Origin of the sequence: Streptomyces sp. NPDC052773 (assembly GCF_044547145.1) — a bacterium.
GTDB lineage: Bacteria > Actinomycetota > Actinomycetes > Streptomycetales > Streptomycetaceae > Streptomyces.
Map to the genome: position 1 here is coordinate 135716 of NZ_JBITZX010000019.1, position 17931 is coordinate 153646.

The following is a 17931-nucleotide window of genomic DNA, read 5'->3' on the forward strand; positions in this document are numbered from 1 at the left end:
CGGTGGGAGCGGGGCGGGCGGGCCGGTCAGCCCTTCACGGCGCCGGCCATGATGCCGCTGACGATCTGCCGGCCGAACACGATGAACATCGCCAGCAGCGGCAGGGTGCCGAGGAGCGCGCCCGCCATGATCAGTGACTGGTCGCGGATGTAGCCGGCGCTGAGCTGGGTGAGGGCGACGGGGACGGTCGGGTTGGTCATGTCCAGCACCACGAACGGCCAGAAGAAGTCGTTCCAGGCGTGCACGAACGTGATCATGAACAGGACGGCCATCGCGGGGCGGGCGACGGGCAGCACGATGCTCCAGAAGATCCGCAGCGAGTGCGCGCCGTCCACGCGGCCTGCCTCGACCAGCTCGTCCGGCAGCGCCTCCGACAGGTACTGCCGCATGAAGAACACTCCGACCGCGCTGACCAGGGTCGGGAAGATGACGGCGGGCAGCTGCTGGGACCAGCCCAGCTCCGACATCATCATGAACAGCGGTACGACGCCCAGCTGGGGCGGCACCATCATCGTGCCGATCACCAGCATGAGCAGGATGTTGCGGCCCTTGAACCGCAGCTTGGCGAAGGCGAATCCGGCGAGGGTCGCGAAGAACACCGTGGACAGGGCGATGACCCCAGCCACGATCGTGCTGTTGATCATGGCCTTGCCCATCGCCGCCTCGTCCCAGGCGCGGGCGAGGTTGCTGAACAGGTTGGGGCCGGGCAGGAACGGGGGCGGGGTCTGGCTGACCCGGGTGTTGTCCGTCGAGGCCGCCACCATGGTCCAGTACAGCGGGAAGATCGACAGGATGGCCGTGATCGCGAGCAGGACGTAGGCGAGCGGGCCCGCGTGGTGCTGGCGGCCGGCGCCCTGGCGCAGCAGCCGGCGACCGCCCCGGGCGGCGGTCTCGCGCTCGGCGGTCCGGACCGGGGCGTCCGTCCCGACCGGCAGGCTTTCTGTGGTCATGGGAGCTCCAGGTCAGGACGTACGGGCGACGCGCAGGCGCTTGATCACGCGCTGCACCACGAAGACGAGGACGAGCAGCAGGAACATCGCCCAGGCGACGGTCGCCGAGCGGCCCATCTGGTAGTTCTTCCAGCCCTCCTCGTACAGCAGCAGACCCAGCGTCTGGTACTGGTTGTCCGCGCCGCCCGCCACGCCGTTGGGCCCCTGGCCGAAGATCAGCGGCTCGCCGAAGAGCTGGGTCGCGCCGATGGTGGAGAGCACGATGGTGAAGACGATGGTGGAGCGGATGCCCGGCACGGTGACGTGGGTGAACTGCTTCCAGCGGGAGGCTCCGTCGATGGCCGCGGCCTCGTAGCGGTCGGCGGGGATGGCCTGCATGGCGGCGAGGTAGAGCAGCGCGTTGTAGCCGGTCCAGCGCCAGATGACGATGGTGGAGATGGCGAGCTGGGCGGGCCACTTGTCGGCCTCCCAGTCCACCGGGTCCAGGCCGACCGTCCCGAGCGCCCAGTTGATCATCCCGAAGTCGCGCTCGAAGAGCATGGTGAACACGAGGGCGGCGGCGCCGACCGAGGTGGCGTACGGCACGAGCGAGGCGACGCGGAAGAACAGCGAGCCGCGCATCCGGTAGTTGAGCAGGTGGGCCAGACCGAGCGCCATCAGCAGCTGCGGCACCGTGGAGATGACGCCGATGGTGATGGTGTTGCCCAGCGCGTTCCAGAAGCGGGAGTCGTTCCACAGCTCGACGTAGTTGTCGAACGCCACCCACTCCATGACGTCCAGGGTGGCGAGTTCCACCCGGTGCAGGGAGATCCACGAGGTGTAGACGAGGGGGTAGAAGCTGAACGCGGCGAACACGACGAAGAACGGCGCGACGAAGGCGTACGGGGCGCCCTTCACGTCGAGCCGGTGCAGCAGCGCGCCGCGGCGCCGGCCGGCGCCGTCGCCGCCCCGCTTGGCGGGCGGCCCGCCGCGGCCCTCGCCGAGCCGGGCCTTGGTGGTGGAGGTGGCCACCGGGTTTCCTTCCTGAGAACGGGTGGGTGAGGCGGAGGGGGCCGGGCCCGCCGGTGGAGGGGCGGGCCCGGAAGCCCGGATGAGGGCTGGAGAGCTGAGGGGCGGCTGGACGGAGGGGTGACGGTGGCCCTGCGCCGGCGGGGAGTTGAGGGCCGGAGGAGTGCCGCCGGCCTCGTGCCGCCGGAGGGGCGACGGGTCAGCCGACCGCCTTCTCGATGCGCTCCGCCGTGGTCTGCCACGCCTCGTCGCGCGCTGTGCCCTGCTGCTCGATCAGGGTCAGGCCCTGAGAGAAGATGTCCTTGATCGTGCCGTCCTTGCGGCCGAGGACCTGCTTGTCGGGGATCTCCTGGGCGGCGGCTCCGAAGATCTCGCCGATCGGCGCGTTGTCGAAGTACTCCGAGGTGACGTTCTTGACCTCGGGGCTCTCCAGCGCCTTCTGCGAGGAGGGGACGCTGCCCTGCTCACGGAAGATGTGGGCCTGCTGTTCCGGTGCGGTCAGCCAGGCGACGAGCTTCTTGGCCTCCTCCTTCACCGGGCTCTGCTCCACGACACCGAGGAAGGAGCCGCCCCAGTTGGCGCCCTTGGGGGCCTTGGCGACATCCCACTTGCCCTTGTTGGCCTCGCCGGCCTTCTCCCCGATGTGGCCGAGCATCCAGGCGGGGCAGACAGCCGTGGCGAAGGTGCCGTTGGCCAGGCCGGGGTCCCAACCCGGCTGGAACTGGCGGAGCTTGGCGGTCAGACCCGCCTCGGCGGCGTCGGCGGCGAGGTTCCAGGCCTCCTTGACGGCCGGGTTCTTGTCGTAGATCAGCTCGCCCTCGGCGTTGTAGTACTGCTCCGGATAGCCGTACACCATGGCGTTGAACAGGCCGCTGGCCGCGTCCATGTACGCCACGTCGCCGCCCTCGAAGTCCTTCTTGAAGGTGCGGCCGACCTCGACGTACTTCTTCCAGTCGCCCTCCCACAGCTTGGCGACCTCGTCGCGGTCGGTGGGCAGGCCGGCCTGCTCGAAGTAGTCCTTGCGGTAGCAGACGGCCATCGGGCCGATGTCGGTGCCCAGGCCCAGCACCTTGCCGTCCTCGGTGGTGATCTGGGACTGCTTCCACGGCAGGAAGTGGTCGGTGCCCGCCACGTCGGAGAAGTCGGCGAACTTGTCGGCCTGGGTGTCGACGATCTCCTTGGCGCGGCCGATCTCGATGCCCTGGATGTCCTTCAGGCCCTTGCCGGCGGCGAGCCTGGTCTGCAGCGCGGTGTAGTACGTCTGCTCGTCACCGGCTATCTCGGCCTTGATGTCGACGTCCGGGTTCTCCTTCTCGTACTGCTCCAGGAGGCCCGTCTCCTCGAAGCCCATCACCCCGTACATGCCCATGGTGATGACGACCTTGCCGTCCTTCTTGCCGCCGCCCGTCACCGAGTCGTCACTGCCGCCGCAGCCGACGAGGAGCGAGAGCGCGCCGGCGGCGGCGAGGACGGTGACCGCTCTCGCACGCGCTGACCTGTGAACAGTTGCCATGTGTGTTCCTCCAAGCGACGGCGCTGACGCACCGGAGCGACGGGTGGCCTGTCGACTACGAGAAGTGACGATTTCTTGGTGGGCACGTTCCCATCGACGGGTGGGAACGTGCCCACTGGACGTCTGAAGACTCGTGGCAGGGATCCGCCCTGTCAATAACTTGAAAACAATTCGTCTCACGGGAGCGGGGTACGGCGGTCGTCCGGTGCCCGCCTGGTGATCGCGGGACGGTGCGGGGCCCGCCGCGGGGTCTGCCACAATTGCCGCTGGTCACGTCCGCGGCCGAGGCCGGCGCGGTTGCCGCCGGGAGGAGCACATGACAGGGAACCGCCGTCCCACGATCAAGACAGTCGCCGCCCGCGCCGGGGTGGGGCGCACGACGGTCTCCCGCGTCATCAACGGCTCGGAACTCGTCAGCGCGGACGCGCGCGCCAGGGTCCTGGCGGCGATCAAGGAACTGAACTACGTCCCCAACTCCGTCGCCCGCGGACTGGTCACCAACCGCACCAACGCGGTGGCTCTGGTCATCCCGGAGTCCGAGAGCCGGCTCGGCTCGGAGCCCTTCTTCGCCGCCCTGATCCGCGGTGTGAGCGGGGCGCTGTCCGAGACCCGGACGCAGCTCCAGCTGATGCTCGTCCGCGACCAGGCCGAGCGGGACCAGCTCACCGCGTCGGTGGCGACCCGCCGGGTCGACGGGGTGCTGCTGGTCTCGGTCCACGCCGACGACCAACTTCCGGGCATGCTGGAGGAGATGGGCCTGCCCACCGTGCTCGCCGGCCGCCGCGACGAGACGGAGCGGCTGAGCCATGTCACCTCCGACAACGCGGGAGGCGCGGCAGCCGCCGTACGGCACCTGCTGGAGCGGGGCCGGAGCCGCATCGCCACGATCACCGGGCCGCTCGACATGGACGTGAGCCGCAGCCGGCTGGCCGGCTGGCGCGACGCCCACCGCGAGGCCGGGGTGGCGGCCGACGAATCCCTGGTGGAGGTGGGTGACTTCACGGAGGAGGGCGGACGCCGGGCGATGCGTTCGCTTCTTGAACGTGCGCCGGATCTGGACGCCGTCTTCGCCGCGTCCGACCTGATGGCGGTGAGCGCCCTGGCCGAACTGCGGCGGCAGGGACGGCAGGTGCCGGGTGATGTCGCCGTCGTCGGCTTCGAGGACTCCGTCCTCGCCCGCCACACCCATCCGCCGCTGACCACCGTGCGCCAGCCCGTGGAGGAACTGGGGCGTGCGATGGCCCGGATGCTGCTCGACGAGATCACCGAGGAGGACGTCGCGTCGCCGCGGAGGCTGACACTGCCGACGGAGCTGGTGGTGCGGGAGTCGTCCTAGTCAGCAGGGTGTTCAGCCGTCGGCTACCGGGTGATACGTCGTCATGATCGACGGCCATGCCATGATCCCTCCTGGGCGCGACAGGCCGACCAGGGAGGAATCTCAGCATGACCGAACAGCGGGTGGCACTGGTCACCGGGTCGTCCTCGGGCATCGGCGCGGCCGTCGCACGCCGTCTGGCCGCCGACGGAGTCCGGGTCGTCGTCAACTCCGCGGGCACTCCGTGGCGGCGGGCAAGGCCCTCGCCGCCGAACTGCCGGACGCCGTCTACCTCCAGGCGAACGTAGCGGAGGAGGGCGAGGCGGCGCGGCTCGTCGAGGGCGCCGTCGACGCGTACGGGCGTCTGGACATCCTGGTGAACAGCGCCGGCATCACCCGGTTCATCCCCCACGACGACCTGGCCGCGGCCTCGCCCGACGTCTGGCGTGCCATCTTCGACGTCAACGTCCTGGGCGTCTGGCAGACCATCACCGCGGCGGCGCCCCACCTCAAGGCGAGCGGCGGCTGCGTGGTGAACGTCTCGTCCCAGGCGGGTGTCCGGCCGGGCGGCAGCTCGATCCCCTACGCCGTCTCCAAGGCCGCGGTCAACCACATGACCCGGCTCCTCGCCAGGGCCCTGGGCCCCGACGTCCGCGTCAACGCCGTCGCGCCCGGCATGATCGACACTCCGTGGTTCGACGGTGTCGACGGCGCCGACGAGGCCAAGGCCCATGTCGCAGAAGCCGAACCGCTGCGCCGCGTCGGCCGCCCCGAGGACATCGCCCAGGCCCTGTCCGACCTGGCCAACGCCTCGTACGTCACGGGTGAGGTGCTGCTCGTCGACGGCGGGGGTCATCTGCTCGGCTAGGCCGTTTCCGCCGGTCACCTTGCCGACCGGATCCGCGTTCGAGAGGACCATGAGTCGATGAACACCGCCGCACCGGAGCAGGCCCCGAAGTCCCGTGCTCACGGGCTGCGTCTCTGGATACCCCGGCTCCTGGGCGCCGCCGCCGTGGCGCACATACTCGTCGGCGTCACCGCCGCCTGTCCCCACTGGACCGGCATCGTCTCCGAAGGGGTGTGGAACACCGTCGGCAACGACGACGAGGGCCGCATGATGGCCCTCTGGTTCATGGTCGGCGGCATCGCGCTCGTCGGTTTCGCTCTCCTCGCCCGGAGGTCCGTGGTCACCACCGGGACCTTGCCCGCCGAGCTCGGGTGGATTCTGCTGGCGCTGGGGGCACCGGTGTCGCTGATGGAGCCGGTGTCCGGCGGCTGGTCGCTGATCGTGATCGGTCTGCTCGCGGTGCGGGTCTCACGGCGGGACCGTTCCGCAGCAGGTCGGGGCTGACGTACACGCCCGATCAGCGTGGGTCGGCCGGCACGGTGTCCTTGGCCACGAGCGTGTCGCCGGACCAGCAGAGCCGGTAGAGGTCGACCTGGTCGAACAGATCGCGGCCGGAGCGGTAGAACTCGCAGTGCGCACCGGGCGGTCGGGGTGCGGAGCGGGCGTGGTCCGGCGGGTACGGGAAGGGGCGGGCCGGGAGCAGTGGGGCGAGCTGGGCGCGGGACCGGCCCGTCTCCACCTGGTCGAACCGGGACGGCGGCAGCACGCCGGTCGTCAGATGCCAGGCCAGATAGACGGCGGCCGGCAGGAAGAACGCTGCCGCGGCGACCGGTGCGGCGAGGGCGACGATCGCGCGGCGGCGCGCGGCGCGCCGTACTTCGGCGAGGCGTTGGGCGGATCTCGGGGGTGTGTTGAGATCTGCGGCCGTGGCCGTGGCAGTAGTCGTGTCCGTGGCAGTAGTCGTGTCCGTGGCCGTGGCAGTAGTCGTGTCCGCGTCCGGAGGCGTATTCGTGGCCGCGTCACCGCTGGAGAGTGGTGCTGTTCGTGTCGTGGGGCGGCGGCCCCCGGACTGGTGCGGGAGGACGGCCACGACACGGAAGCCGCCCTGGTGCGGGCCGGTTCGCAGGGTGCCGCCGAGTATGGTCACCCGCTCTCGGAGGCCTGTCAGTCCCCGGCGGCCGGCGGTCGGGGCCCCGTCGTCGTCCGTCCGGCCAGGGCGGTCGGTGGAACTGCCGGGCGGCGGGGCCGCGTTGACGACGGTCACGCGGGTGCGGTCGGCCGCGTGGGCGATCCTCACGCGGACCGCGCCGCCCGGGGCGTGCTTCACGGCGTTGGTCAGGGCCTCCTGCACGACGCGGTATATCCCGCGTTCGACCAGCGGTGACAGCGCGGGCGCCGCTCCGTGCCGCTCCCAGCTCACGGGTACGCCGGAGGCGACCGCCCGCGCCAGAAGGCCCTCGACGGTGTCCTGCACGGGCAGGCCCGGGCCGGTCTCCGTGGCCGTGTCCCGCGGTTCGTGCAGGACGGCGACGGTCTGCCGTAGCTGCTCGACCGCGTCCGCGATCGTCCCGCGCAGCTCGGCGAGGTCCGCGCGGTCGCGGTCGGTGAGGTCCGGGGAGAGTTCCAGGGCGCCGGCGCGCAGGGCGACCAGGCTCAGGGCATGGCCCAGAGAGTCGTGCATGTCGGCCGCGATGTCCGCGCGTTCGGCCAGCCGGGCCCGCTCCGCGACGAGGTGCTGCCGCTCCTCCAGGATGCGGGCCAACCGCCATCCCTCCCGGACGAGTTCACGCCGGCCGCGCCAGTACCTCCCCGCCAGCCACGGCAGCAGCAGTGCGGTGGGCAGCACGGTCAGGGCGTAGAACCACCACACGGGCTGCACCCGCAGCACGGCGCAGACGGCGACATCCGTCGCCAGGCACGCGGCGAGCACCAGCAGCGGCCTCCGGACCACGGCGACGCGGGCGCCCAGCAGACAGCTCAGCACGGCCAGCGACACCACCTGGGCGTTGCCGGGGGTCGTGGAGTCGGCCAGGCCGAGGGCACACAGGCCGTTGACGAGGAACACCGCGACCCCCGGCCGGCGGCGGGACAGCGGCACGGCCACCGCCAGGACGGCCAGCGGGAACAGCAGGTCCACGACCGGCGAGGTGGCGCCCGCGTCCCGGAACCCGTACGCGGTGGCGGCGGCGAGCACGGCCCACAGGGCCACGTCGGCGAGCACGTGCCTGACTGGGGGGATGCGTGGGTGCCGCATGGTGGGTCAGCGTCCTTCGGGTGGGTGTCGACACGTGATCTCGGGTCGATTCTCCGCGACCCGCCCGGTCGTGCTGTGGCGGGATCAGGCGTCCCGGCGGCGCAGCACGTACAGGCCGGCCAAGTGGGCCGCCGCGGCCCACGCGGTCACGATCAGGACCGCCGTCACCACCGTGTACGGGGCGTCGGCGCCGACGCGCATGAGGTGGTCTCCCGCCCCGTGCGGCAGACGGTCGTCGACGGCCGCGAGGGTGTCGTCGCCGAGCCCCACGAGCACGCTCGGCAGCCCCCACAGCAGCAGGGCGAGGACCGTCAGCGCGCCGGCCGCGTGCCGCATGGCGAAGGCCACGCCGACGGTCAGCACGGCGACGAGCGCCTGGTAGAGCCCGGCGGCGAGGATCTGACCGAGGAACGTGACCGCCTCGAACGAGGCCCGTCCGCCGAACGCCCTCCACGCCACGGCGCTGCCCACCACGGCGTACAGGGCACCGCCGATGAACGCGACCCCGGCCGCCACGAGCGCCTTCGCCGCCTGCACCCGGTGCCGCCGCGGCACCCACAGCAGCGACGCCCGTACGCTCCCCGTCGCGTACTCGGAGGTCACCGCGACGGTGGCCAGGACGACGACGGCGAACTGGGAGACGACGACGGAGGAGGCCGCCGCGTTCCCGACCGGCTGGACCGGATGGCCGTTGATGCGGGCGATCGAGGCGTAGTAGAAGGTGAACACGCCGGTGATTGCGAGGCCCGCCAGGAGACAGAGGCCGGCGGCCCGCACCGACCACAGTTTGGTCCACTCGGCGGCGACCGCCCCGGCGAAGCCGTCAGGGGTGGGGCGTCCCGGAGTGCGGGGCGCGGTCCGCCGTGGGGTCGGCGTGTCGCCGCCCGTCGTCGTGGTCACTGCCGGTCTCCTTCCGCGGTGCCGCCCGTGGCGTACTCGACGCTCCGCGCGGTCAGATCCATGTACGCCTGCTCCAGCGACACCCGGACGTCGCTCAGGCTGTGCAGCCGTACGCCGCAGTGGTGGGCGAGGTCGCCCACCTGGGCGGCGGTGCGGCCATGGACGGTGAGTTCGCCGTCCGCCGACGTCTCGACGCTGACGCCGTCTACGGCCATCAGGCCACGGACCAGCGCCGCGCGCTCCTCGGGGTCGGGCACCGTGGCGCGCGCCGACGCGGGCGAGGCGGCGGCCAGGAACTCCGTCATGGAGGTGTCGCTCAGCAGCCGGCCCCGGCCGATGACGACGAGGTGGTCGGCTGTCAGTTGCATCTCGCTCATCAGGTGGCTGGAGAGGAACACGGTGCGCCCCTCCGCCGCCTGTTGGCGCACCAGCCGGCGGATCCACCGCACGCCGTCCGGGTCGAGGCCGTTCACGGGCTCGTCCAGGATCAGCACGGGCGGGTCGCCGAGCAGGGCGCCCGCCACTCCGAGGCGCCCGCTCATGCCCAGCGAGTACGTCCCGGCCGGCCGGCGGGCCGCCTTGGTCAGGCCCACCATCTCCAGCACCTCGTCCACCCGGCGTACCGGGATGCCATTGGCGCGGGCCTGGGCGACCAGGTGCGCGCGGCCGGAGCGGGCCGGGTGGACGGCCCGGGCGTCCAGCATCGCGCCGACCGCCCGCAGTGGCCGGCGCAGGTCCGCGTAGGGTCGGCCGGCGATCAGGGCCCGCCCGCGCGTGGGGTGGTCGAGGCCCAGGATCATGCGCATCGTGGTGGACTTCCCGGCCCCGTTCGGGCCGAGGAAGCCCGTCACGCGGCCGGCCTGGATGTCCAGGGTCAGGTCGTCCACGGCGAGGGTGTCGCCGTAACGCTTCGTCAGTCCTCGGAGGCGGATCACACTGTTCCTTCGCTGTAGGCGTGCGGGACGCGGAGCACAGGGGTACGGGATGCGGCGGCCCGCCGCGTCTCTCGTACGACAGCGACGCTAGGAGTCGGCGCGTCCGGCGCCCATCGGTCGAAAGGCAGAGGCGTTCTGCCCTTCGTCGGGGGTACTTCCCCGCCCCTGGAGGGATCTGCGGGGCTCACCTGCCCGTACGGCGGGAGCCGACCCGTAGGCTCGTCGCGTGGAAGAGAAGACACCGAGCGGTCGGCCCGTCCGGGTCCTGGTGGCCGACGACGAGGCGATGGTGCGGGCCGGGGTACGCGCCATCCTCGCCCGCGATCCCGGCGTCGAGGTGGTCGCCGAGGCGGGCGACGGGCACGAGGCCATCGCGCTCACCCGCCGGCACCGGCCGGACGTGGTCCTGCTGGACATTCAGATGCCGGGTCTCGACGGGCTGGCGGCGGTGGCGCGGTTGAACCAGGAGCCGGCACCGGTCGGTGTGATCATGCTGACCACCTTCGGTCAGGACGAGTACATCACCCGAGCGCTCGAGGAAGGCGCCGACGGTTTTCTGCTGAAGGCCGACGATCCCAGGGAACTCCTCAACGGCGTACGGGCCGTCGGCGCCGGCGGGGCCTATCTGTCACCGCGGGTCGCCGGCCGGGTCATCGCCGGGATGCGCGCACACCGGTCGGCGCACCCTCATCGATCGCTGGACCGGTTGACGGAACGGGAACGCGACGTACTGGCCGGACTCGGCGCCGGTTTGTCCAACGCGGAGATCGCGAGCCGTCTGCACCTGGTCGAGGGCACCGTGAAGGCCCATGTCAGCGCGGTGCTCACGAAGTTGGGCGCGCGCAACCGGGTGGAGGCGGCCATCGCCGCCCACGAGGCCGGCCTGATTCCGCCGGCCGGCGGCTGAGCGGGGGCGCTTGCCGGGATCGAAGCGCAGCGGGTCGGGCCAGAACTCGGAAAGCCGGTGGGTGAGGTAGGGCGAGATGACCAGGGTGCCGCCGGCCGGCACGGGTACACCGCCCCGCCACGTCGTCCTCGCGTGCGACGCGGGGCACGGCCAAGGCCAGGGAGTACAGCCGCGTCACCTCGGCCATCACCTGCTGAGTGAACACCGGAGCGCCCCGGACAGAGCCCAGCCTTATCGCGTGCCCGGCACGGATCGGCACACCGTCCACGGGTGTGTCGAGGGGGTGCGGGGTGCGGACGGGAGGAGTGCGGGGGCGCGCGGGGAGCGCGGGGAGCGCGACCGTCTCAGACGGCCGCTCGGTTCTTCCGTGCGGTGACCAGAGCGAAGGAGAGGAATTCCCCGCCGTCCGCGGTGAGCATGTCGATGACGGGCTGGTTCCTGTTCCGGCCGTCGGGGTGGTGCTCCGCCCCGGCCCGCGCCCACAGCAGCCAGTCCCGCCACGCGTCCTGCTGCAACCGCGCGGAGGTCACCTCCACCAGTTCGGTGATCGCCCACTGGAAGCGCCACCACTGCGCCGTGTGCCAGGCGATCGCCTCCCAGCCGACGGCCTTCTTGATGTGCGGCGGAATGGCCCCCAGCTCCCGGACCTCCCGTGTCAGGGCGGGGGTCGCCATGCCCAGCTGCCCGCCGGGGCGGAGGAACCGCACGAGGTAGGGCAGGTAGCCGTCCGCCGTACCGAAGTACTCGAACGCGTCCACGCTGACGATGGCGTCGAAGCTCTCCTCCTCGAACGGCAAGGCGTGCGCCTCGGCTCGAACCGCCCGCACCCGGTCGCCTACGCCCGCCTCCGCGAAGACGGCCGCCGCGTCCTCGGGAGCGATCCACAGGTCGGCCGCCACCACCTCGGCGCCGTACTCACGGGCCAGGAACACCGACGTGGCGCCCTTGCCGGAGCCGAGGTCGAGAATTCGCATTCCCGGGGTCAGGTCGAGGTCCCGTGCGAGGTCTTCCAGCAGCCACAACGGGTTCGGCCCCATGTCGAGGTCGAGGAGCCAGGCGGGGTCGTAGCGGGAGGAGCGCGGATAGCGGTCCGGGCGTATGAGATCGCTCAGGTCGGTCACGAGTACGCACCCAAGCCGATCACCAGGGCCGGAACAACCTCTTTTCGGCCGGCTGCGGGAAGCCCGTGATCCGGGCTCGTTCCGTACCCCGGCGATCCCGGCTCGTTCCGTACCCTGGCGATCCGGGCTCGTTCCGTACCCTGGCGGCATGCGCATGCGCCCCACACTGAACTGGACGCCTCCTGAGGACCTTCCGCCGGGCACCACGGATCCGGAGCCGGTCGCCGACGCGCTCGGCGCCGGCGGGGTGCTGGTGCTCACCGGGGCGGGGATCTCCACGGAGTCGGGCATCCCCGACTACCGGGGCGAGGGCGGGAGCCTCAGCCGGCACACGCCGATGACGTACCAGGACTTCACCGCCGACGCCCGGGCCAGGCGCCGGTACTGGGCGCGCAGCCACCTCGGCTGGCGTACGTTCGGCCGGGCCCGCCCCAACGCCGGGCACCGGGCCGTGGCCGCGTTCGGGCGGCACGGTCTGCTCTCGGGTGTGATCACCCAGAACGTCGACGGCCTGCACCAGGCCGCCGGCAGCGAGGGGGTCGTGGAGCTGCACGGAAGCCTGGCCCGGGTCGTCTGCCTTTCCTGCGGCGCGTTCAGTCCGCGCCGGGAACTCGCGCGGCGGCTGGAGGAGGCGAATCCCGGCTTCTCGCCGGTGGCCGCCGGGATCAATCCGGACGGTGACGCCGATCTCACCGACGAGCAGGTCGTGGGCTTCCGCGTGGTGGGCTGCTCGGTCTGCGGCGGCGTCCTCAAGCCGGACGTGGTCTTCTTCGGCGAAGCCGTGCCGCCGCAGCGGGTCGAGCACTGCCGCGAGCTGGTCCGTGAGGCGTCCTCGCTGCTGGTCCTCGGGTCATCGCTGACGGTGATGTCCGGGCTGCGGTTCGTCCGTCAGGCGGCCGAGGACGGGAAGCCGGTGCTGATCGTCAACCGGGACCCGACACGCGGTGACCGGCACGCTCTCACCCGGGTCGCGCTCCCGCTGGGGAGAGCCCTCACCGCCGTGGCCGACCGGCTGGGCGTCCCCGTCGACGACGCCGCGGAAGCGACCGGCTGAGCCCTGGCGGAGAGCTGGACCTGGCTGAGCCCTGGCGGAGGGCTGGGCCCATGGCTGAGCCCCGACCGGACCTCGGCTGAGTCCCGACCGGACCTCGGCTGAGTCCCGACCGGACCTCGGCTGAGTCCCGGCCGGACCTCGGCTGAGCCTCGACCGAGCCCCGCCCCGTCCGGCGCGGGAGGCGGGTGTCCCGCGGAAGCGGTCAGTTTTCGAGAAGCACCGGCGGCCCGGCCGCGCCTACCGTCGAAGACATGAACTCCATCGACTCCGTCATCCTGGAAGTGGCCGACACCGAGGCCGCCGCGCGCTTCTACTCCACCGCCTTCGGACTGGACTCCTCGCTGGTGCGCCTGCGCGCCTCCGACGCCCCCACGAGCGGGTTCCGCGGTTTCACCCTGTCGCTCGTGGTGTCCCAGCCGGGCAGCGTCGACGCGCTGGTCGCCGCCGCGCGGGACGCCGGTGCGACCGTCCTCAAGCCCGCCGCGAAGTCGCTGTGGGGCTACGGCGGTGTCGTCCAGGCCCCGGACGGCACGATCTGGCAGATCGCGACGTCCACGAAGAAGGACACCGGCCCGGTCACCCGGGACATCGACGAGGTCGTGCTCCTGCTCGGCGTCGAGGACGTGAAGGCCGGCAAACGGTTCTACGTCGAGCAGGGGCTCACCGTGGGCAAGAGCTTCGGCGGCAAGTACGTCGAGTTCGCCACCGGGCCCGGCACCGTCAAGCTGTCCCTGTACAAGCGGCGGGGCCTGGCCAAGGTCGCGGGCGTCCCCGCCGAGGGCACCGGATCGCACCGCATCGTGCTCACCGGCGCCACCGCACCGTTCAGGGACCCGGACGGGTTCCGGTGGGAGACCAGTTCCCCGGTGACCGCTGCGGGCTGAGCGGCGTCGCCCCTTCAGCTGAGTAATGCCGCCTCTTCAGGGGTGTCCCCTTTCGGCGGTGTCTCCTTCCGCGCACCGCGTCGGGGGACGGGATTACGGCGGGTCCTCGCGGAGCCGCCGAAGATCCTCCTCCATCGCCGCGTCCTCACCGAGCCGGTACAGCTCCCGGATTCTCAGCTCCTCGTGGTTCACCGCCACCTCGTGCTCGGCCTCGGCCCCCGCCGCGGCGTCGTCCACCTGCTCGCTCAGGGCACCGCGGACCTGCCCGTCCATGACGCGGAGCCGGTCGGCGAGGCGGGCCAGGGCGTGCTTGGTCTCGGCGGCGCGGAAACGTCGTTCGAGGGAGTCCAGGACGCGTCGCAGGTCCGCGCGCGATTCGCTCAGCAGGGCCTCGAAGGCCCGGCATACTCTTATGGCTTCTTCCGCTTCCTCCAGCTCGTCCTTCCAGACCGCGATGTCCGTGCGCAGACGGTGGGCTTTGCGCAGGGCGTCCCGGACCCCGGGTGGCAGGTCGGCCAGGTCGCCGCCCGTTCTCGCGTGCGGCGCCACGAGACGCCGCAGCTCGCGCTCGGACGCCGACGCTCGGGTGATCCGCCTGTCGAGGCGGTTGCGCTCGAAGGTGGCCTCGAGGAGGCGTCCCCTCAACTCGCGCTCGATGTCGTCCAGTTCGGCGATCACCTCACCCGCCTGCGACGCGATGTGCGAATCGCCACGGCTCGCCGTCTGAAGGAAACGCGCCAGACGCTCGACGACTCCCAGCACGTCGTCCACCCGTGCCGGTAGGTCGCGTTTCTCCTCGGTCATCTCGCCTCGCCCCTTCAGTACCGCTCGTCTTCGCTCCGGGAGATCTGACGGATCGCGTCGGCCAGCGCGTGCAGGTCCTGTTCCACCGCTCTCACGCCGCTGCCGTCCGTGCGCTGCTCCAGCACCGCGTCGCCGAGACTGCGGTGCAAGGAGGCCGCCGCGTTGCAGATCAGGTTGAGTAGTCCGGTCTGTGCTTCGAGTCGCTTCCGGATCGACGCGTCCAGCGTCTTCCAGTCGGGTCCGAAGAGCCGTAGGAGCGAGACCTGTTTGACCGCCATCGCGCTGAGTTCCGTGATGGCCGCCTCGACGGTGGCCCGCACGCGGTCGGTGATGTCCCGGTGCACGCCCGCCGCCTCCGCGACACCGGCGCCGTCGGTCAGAGCGGCCAGCCACTGGGCCGTGTGGAGCAACGGGTCCCGCACCGGCCAGGCGGGCAGATGCCCGACGACCTCGTGCATCCTCCCCGGGTCTCCCTGCCGCGTCGTCCGCGCGAGTTCGGTGCCGACCTGGGCGGGATCGCCGAGCCGTGCGACGCGGGCGGCTTCCGCCTCGGCCGCCTCCTTCTCCCGCTTCTTGTTCTGTACGTCGGTGATGAACGCCCAGATGCAGAAGGCGACGAAGCCGAAAAACAGCAGTTCCACGGACACCCCCGAGAGCCCCTCGCGGACCGGCGCGACGGGGCCCCGTCATCGTGGCACCGGGGTGCCATGAGCACCATGCGTGTTCGCCACCGCGTCCCGTGAATGCGCCCGTGCGCCCTCCCCGCGCGCCCCGCCCCGTCAAGGCCGGCGAGAGCCGACGCGGTGGCCGGGCTCGTCACCTGCCGTTCGTATAGGGCTTCGCACAGGGCAGGGACCGCTACTCCTGCGGGGGTCCGGACGTTGAGTCGACGTGATGGGTGATCAGGGGACTGAAGCCCGGTGACGGGCAGCGGTGGTCGCGCCGATTCTCGGCCGCCCGGGCCCTGGCGGCGCTGGGGCCGGGTGCGGGACGCGTGGACGCTCGCCGACGTGCCCGATCTGTCGGGGCGTACCGCGGTGATCACCGGCGCGTCGCGCGGTATCGGCGCCGCGACGGCGGAACACCTGGCGCGCGGGGGCGCGTACGTGATCCTCGCCTGCTCCTCGCCCGCGGAGGGACGCGCGGCGGAGGGCGCGCTCCGTGCTCGGGTGCCGTCCGCCCGGGTGGTGGGTGCCGGTTGTGACCTCGCCCGGCTGGACCAGGTGCGTGAGGCGGCCGAGCACATCACCGCCCTCGCCGGAGGGCGGGTGGACATGCTGGTCAACAACGCGGGGGTGGCCGCGCTGCCGTTCACCCTCAGCGTGGACGGCCACGAGATGCACTTCGCCGTCAACCACCTGGGTCATTTCGCTCTGACCGGTCACCTGCTGCCCGCCCTGCTGAACGCTTCCGAGCCCCGCGTCGTCAACGTCACCTCCGTACTGCACTGGCTCGGCCGCCGCCCCTCCCACCGCGCTCGGCCGCCGGCACGGCGCTACCACCGCTGGACGGCCTACTTCGACTCGAAGCTGGCGAACCTGCTGTTCACCTACGGACTCGCGGCCTGGGCGAGCGACGGGGGCCTTCCCCTGCGGGCGATCGCCGCGCACCCGGGCCTGGTCGACACCACCCTGGGCTCCAGCGCCCTGGACGCGGACGGGCGTCACCTGGAGGCACGACTGCTGCGCCGGCTGCAGGCACGGTGGCACTCCCCCGCCGAGGCGGCGTGGCCGTTGGTGCGGGCCGCCACCGATCCCCAGGTCGCCAACGGCGAGTTCCTCGGCCCCGGCGGGCGCTGGGAGTGGTCCGGCACGCCGGTGCGGGTGCGGGCGGCGCGGCGCGCCCGGGACGTCCACGCCGTCGAGCGGCTCTGGCGGCAGTCGCAACAGCTGACCGGACACCCCTTCCCGTCACATCCCGTGCGGCCACCGTGGGAAGGTGCCTTCTGATGACTTCACCCCCAGACGACGCGCCTCTCACCGACCGCCTTCAGCGGCGTCTGTTGCGTGCCGTGGGCAACAGCCGGCTCCTGCGGCGCTGGGGGCCTCGCATCCTGCCCCGCGTGGACCTTAAGGTCTTCCGGTGGAGCCGTGGCCGCTGGATGCCGAGCCGGCTGCTGCGCCCGATCGCCGTCCTGCACACCACCCGCCGCGACGGCACCCCCTGCCACACCCCGCTTCTCGTCGCCCGGGACCCCTCGGGTTCCTTCCTGGTGATGGCGACCAACTTCGGCCTGCCACGGCACCCTGCCTGGTCGCACCATCTGCTGCGCGACCCGTACGCCGCTCTCACCTGGCGTGGACAGACCCTCCGGGTGCGGGCCCGTCTGCTCACGCCTGAGGAGCTTCGAGCGGCCCGGGACCGCATCCTCGCCGCGATGCCGGTGTTCGACGACTACGCGGTACGCAGCGGGCGGAACGTCCGCGTGTTCGTCCTGACCCCGCTCCCCGGCTCGGCCGACGCGTCGTCGGCGGCTACTTCGGGTCGCCGTTGAACCTGGCGGTGGACCAGACGTAGCCGAGGACGGCGAGGCCCAGGCACCAGGCGGCGGCGAGCCATCCGTTGTGGCCGATCCCGGTGCCCAGCAGCAGGCCGCGCAGGGTCTCGATGGCCGGGGTGAAGGGCTGGTACTCGGCGACCGGCTGGAACCAGCCCGGCATCGCGTCGACCGGTACGAAGGCGCTGGACAGCAGCGGCAGCAGGATCAGCGGCATGGCGTTGTTGCCGGCCGCCTCCGCGTTCGGGCTGACCAGGCCCATCCCTACGGCGATCCAGGTGAGCGCGGTCGCGAACAGGACGAGGAGACCGAAGGCCGCGAGCCATTCCAGGACCGTGGCGTCGGTGGAACGGAAGCCGATGGCGACGCCGACCGAGCCGACGAAGACCACGCTCATCACCGCTTGCAGCACGCTGCCGACGACATGCCCGATGATGACCGAGCCGCGGTGGATGGCCATGGTGCGGAAGCGGGCGATGATGCCCTCGGTCATGTCGTTGGAGACGGAGACCGCGGTGCCGATGGTGGTCGAGCCGACCGTCATCAGCAGCACGCCCGGCACCAGGTAGGCGATGTAGTCGGAGCGGTCGGCGCCGGCGCCGAGGCCGGCGCTCATCGCCTCGCCGAAGAGGTAGACGAAGAGCAGCAGGAGCATGACCGGCGTGAGCAGCAGGTTCAGCGTCATCGACGGGTAGCGGCGGGCGTGCAGGAGGTTGCGGCGCAGCATGGTGACGCTGTCGCGGGCGGCGAGGGACAGGGTACTCATCGGGCGCTCTCCTTGGCCTGGTTGGGGACGTCGGTGCCGCCGCCGGTGAGGGCGAAGAAGACGTCGTCCAGGTCGGGGGTATGTGTGGTGAGTTCGTCGGCCTCGACACCGACCGCGTCCAACCAGTCCACGATCGAGCGGAGTTCGCGCTGGCTGTTGTTGCTGGGGATGTGGAG

Annotated in this window: 17 protein-coding genes and 2 pseudogenes; 8 read left to right on the forward strand and 11 right to left on the reverse strand. The window is 71.8% G+C overall.

All coding sequences use genetic code 11. The annotated features are described in order from the left end of the window. Positions 1 to 26: 26 nt before the first annotated feature. From ACIG0D_RS31845 to ACIG0D_RS31855, 3 genes are all read right to left on the reverse strand, one after another. Positions 27 to 950, reverse strand: a complete 924-nt coding sequence (locus ACIG0D_RS31845; RefSeq protein ID WP_399807890.1) for a carbohydrate ABC transporter permease — start codon at positions 948 to 950, stop codon at positions 27 to 29. A gap of 12 nt (positions 951 to 962) precedes the next feature. Further along, entirely contained in the window at positions 963 to 1961 is a 999-nt protein-coding gene (locus ACIG0D_RS31850; protein ID WP_399807892.1) for a carbohydrate ABC transporter permease, read from the reverse strand. Positions 1962 to 2157: 196 nt separating this feature from the next. Next, entirely contained in the window at positions 2158 to 3471 is a 1314-nt protein-coding gene (locus tag ACIG0D_RS31855) for an ABC transporter substrate-binding protein (protein WP_399807895.1), read from the reverse strand. Between the two features lie 316 nt (positions 3472 to 3787). On the opposite strand from ACIG0D_RS31855, the gene ACIG0D_RS31860 reads away from it, so the two are divergent. From ACIG0D_RS31860 to ACIG0D_RS31870, 3 genes and pseudogenes are all read left to right on the forward strand, one after another. Beyond that, a complete protein-coding gene (locus ACIG0D_RS31860) occupies positions 3788 to 4807 on the forward strand; it encodes a LacI family DNA-binding transcriptional regulator (protein WP_399807898.1) in 1020 nt (339 codons plus the stop codon). Positions 4808 to 4914: 107 nt separating this feature from the next. Continuing rightward, positions 4915 to 5654, forward strand: a pseudogene (locus ACIG0D_RS31865) (SDR family NAD(P)-dependent oxidoreductase). A gap of 57 nt (positions 5655 to 5711) precedes the next feature. Beyond that, positions 5712 to 6137, forward strand: coding sequence for a DUF6463 family protein (locus tag ACIG0D_RS31870; RefSeq protein WP_399807901.1), 426 nt, complete (start codon positions 5712 to 5714; stop codon positions 6135 to 6137). A 13-nt stretch (positions 6138 to 6150) separates the two neighbouring features. On the opposite strand, the gene ACIG0D_RS31875 is transcribed toward ACIG0D_RS31870, so the two are convergent. The 3 genes from ACIG0D_RS31875 to ACIG0D_RS31885 all read right to left on the reverse strand — a co-directional run bounded on the left by ACIG0D_RS31875 (position 6151) and on the right by ACIG0D_RS31885 (position 9722). Beyond that, positions 6151 to 7887, reverse strand: coding sequence for a sensor histidine kinase (locus ACIG0D_RS31875; RefSeq protein ID WP_399807904.1), 1737 nt, complete (start codon positions 7885 to 7887; stop codon positions 6151 to 6153). Positions 7888 to 7971: 84 nt separating this feature from the next. Continuing rightward, positions 7972 to 8787 carry an ABC transporter permease gene (locus ACIG0D_RS31880; protein ID WP_399807907.1) on the reverse strand — a complete coding sequence of 272 codons (816 nt, stop codon included), beginning with the start codon at positions 8785 to 8787 and terminating at the stop codon, positions 7972 to 7974. Continuing rightward, positions 8784 to 9722: an ABC transporter ATP-binding protein gene (locus tag ACIG0D_RS31885; RefSeq protein ID WP_399807910.1), complete on the reverse strand. Its 939-nt coding sequence runs from the start codon at positions 9720 to 9722 to the stop codon at positions 8784 to 8786. Before ACIG0D_RS31885 ends, ACIG0D_RS31880 begins: the two co-directional genes overlap by 4 nt. A gap of 286 nt (positions 9723 to 10008) precedes the next feature. Here ACIG0D_RS31885 and ACIG0D_RS31890 point away from each other — a divergent pair, with 286 nt between their 5' ends. Then, positions 10009 to 10629, forward strand: a complete 621-nt coding sequence (locus ACIG0D_RS31890) for a response regulator (protein WP_399807946.1) — start codon at positions 10009 to 10011, stop codon at positions 10627 to 10629. A 344-nt stretch (positions 10630 to 10973) separates the two neighbouring features. On the opposite strand, the gene ACIG0D_RS31895 is transcribed toward ACIG0D_RS31890, so the two are convergent. Next, positions 10974 to 11750: an SAM-dependent methyltransferase gene (locus ACIG0D_RS31895; protein ID WP_399807913.1), complete on the reverse strand. Its 777-nt coding sequence runs from the start codon at positions 11748 to 11750 to the stop codon at positions 10974 to 10976. 148 nt (positions 11751 to 11898) lie between these two features. Here ACIG0D_RS31895 and ACIG0D_RS31900 point away from each other — a divergent pair, with 148 nt between their 5' ends. Together ACIG0D_RS31900 and ACIG0D_RS31905 are read left to right on the forward strand one after the other, a co-directional pair. Beyond that, positions 11899 to 12804, forward strand: a complete 906-nt coding sequence (locus ACIG0D_RS31900; RefSeq protein WP_399807916.1) for an NAD-dependent protein deacetylase — start codon at positions 11899 to 11901, stop codon at positions 12802 to 12804. 251 nt (positions 12805 to 13055) lie between these two features. Further along, the gene (locus ACIG0D_RS31905; RefSeq protein ID WP_399807919.1) at positions 13056 to 13688 is read left to right on the forward strand and encodes a glyoxalase; all 633 of its coding nucleotides are present in this window, start codon (positions 13056 to 13058) and stop codon (positions 13686 to 13688) included. A 93-nt stretch (positions 13689 to 13781) separates the two neighbouring features. Here ACIG0D_RS31905 and ACIG0D_RS31910 read toward each other — a convergent pair whose 3' ends face one another. After that, complete coding sequence (locus tag ACIG0D_RS31910) at positions 13782 to 14492, reverse strand: hypothetical protein (protein ID WP_399807923.1); 711 nt, start codon at positions 14490 to 14492, stop codon at positions 13782 to 13784. 14 nt (positions 14493 to 14506) lie between these two features. Further along, a complete protein-coding gene (locus ACIG0D_RS31915; RefSeq protein WP_399807926.1) occupies positions 14507 to 15133 on the reverse strand; it encodes a hypothetical protein in 627 nt (208 codons plus the stop codon). Between the two features lie 369 nt (positions 15134 to 15502). Between ACIG0D_RS31915 and ACIG0D_RS31920 the strand changes: the two genes are divergently transcribed. Together ACIG0D_RS31920 and ACIG0D_RS31925 are read left to right on the forward strand one after the other, a co-directional pair. Next, on the forward strand, positions 15503 to 16441 hold the full coding sequence (locus tag ACIG0D_RS31920) for an SDR family NAD(P)-dependent oxidoreductase (protein WP_399807928.1): 939 nt from the start codon (positions 15503 to 15505) through the stop codon (positions 16439 to 16441). Positions 16442 to 16554: 113 nt separating this feature from the next. Next, positions 16555 to 16986 carry a nitroreductase/quinone reductase family protein gene (locus tag ACIG0D_RS31925; protein ID WP_399807931.1) on the forward strand — a complete coding sequence of 144 codons (432 nt, stop codon included), beginning with the start codon at positions 16555 to 16557 and terminating at the stop codon, positions 16984 to 16986. Here the strand turns inward: ACIG0D_RS31925 and ACIG0D_RS31930 are convergent. Further along, the gene (locus ACIG0D_RS31930; RefSeq protein ID WP_399807934.1) at positions 16967 to 17755 is read right to left on the reverse strand and encodes an ABC transporter permease; all 789 of its coding nucleotides are present in this window, start codon (positions 17753 to 17755) and stop codon (positions 16967 to 16969) included. The two genes, ACIG0D_RS31925 and ACIG0D_RS31930, sit on opposite strands and share 20 nt — an antisense overlap. Next, positions 17752 to 17931, reverse strand: a pseudogene (locus ACIG0D_RS31935) (ABC transporter); the annotation flags it as partial. The pseudogene ACIG0D_RS31935 and the gene ACIG0D_RS31930, both read right to left, overlap by 4 nt.

Bases quoted from the DNA above. Each gene is read 5' to 3' on its own strand.
- ACIG0D_RS31905 (WP_399807919.1), top strand. From the start codon at position 13,056: ATGAACTCCATCGACTCCGTCATCCTGGAAGTGGCCGACACCGAGGCC.
- ACIG0D_RS31855 (WP_399807895.1), bottom strand. From the start codon at position 3,471: ATGGCAACTGTTCACAGGTCAGCGCGTGCGAGAGCGGTCACCGTCCTC.
- ACIG0D_RS31845 (WP_399807890.1), bottom strand. From the start codon at position 950: ATGACCACAGAAAGCCTGCCGGTCGGGACGGACGCCCCGGTCCGGACC.
- ACIG0D_RS31910 (WP_399807923.1), bottom strand. From the start codon at position 14,492: ATGACCGAGGAGAAACGCGACCTACCGGCACGGGTGGACGACGTGCTG.
- ACIG0D_RS31870 (WP_399807901.1), top strand. From the start codon at position 5,712: ATGAACACCGCCGCACCGGAGCAGGCCCCGAAGTCCCGTGCTCACGGG.
- ACIG0D_RS31930 (WP_399807934.1), bottom strand. From the start codon at position 17,755: ATGAGTACCCTGTCCCTCGCCGCCCGCGACAGCGTCACCATGCTGCGC.
- ACIG0D_RS31860 (WP_399807898.1), top strand. From the start codon at position 3,788: ATGACAGGGAACCGCCGTCCCACGATCAAGACAGTCGCCGCCCGCGCC.
- ACIG0D_RS31875 (WP_399807904.1), bottom strand. From the start codon at position 7,887: ATGCGGCACCCACGCATCCCCCCAGTCAGGCACGTGCTCGCCGACGTG.
- ACIG0D_RS31900 (WP_399807916.1), top strand. From the start codon at position 11,899: ATGCGCATGCGCCCCACACTGAACTGGACGCCTCCTGAGGACCTTCCG.
- ACIG0D_RS31890 (WP_399807946.1), top strand. From the start codon at position 10,009: ATGGTGCGGGCCGGGGTACGCGCCATCCTCGCCCGCGATCCCGGCGTC.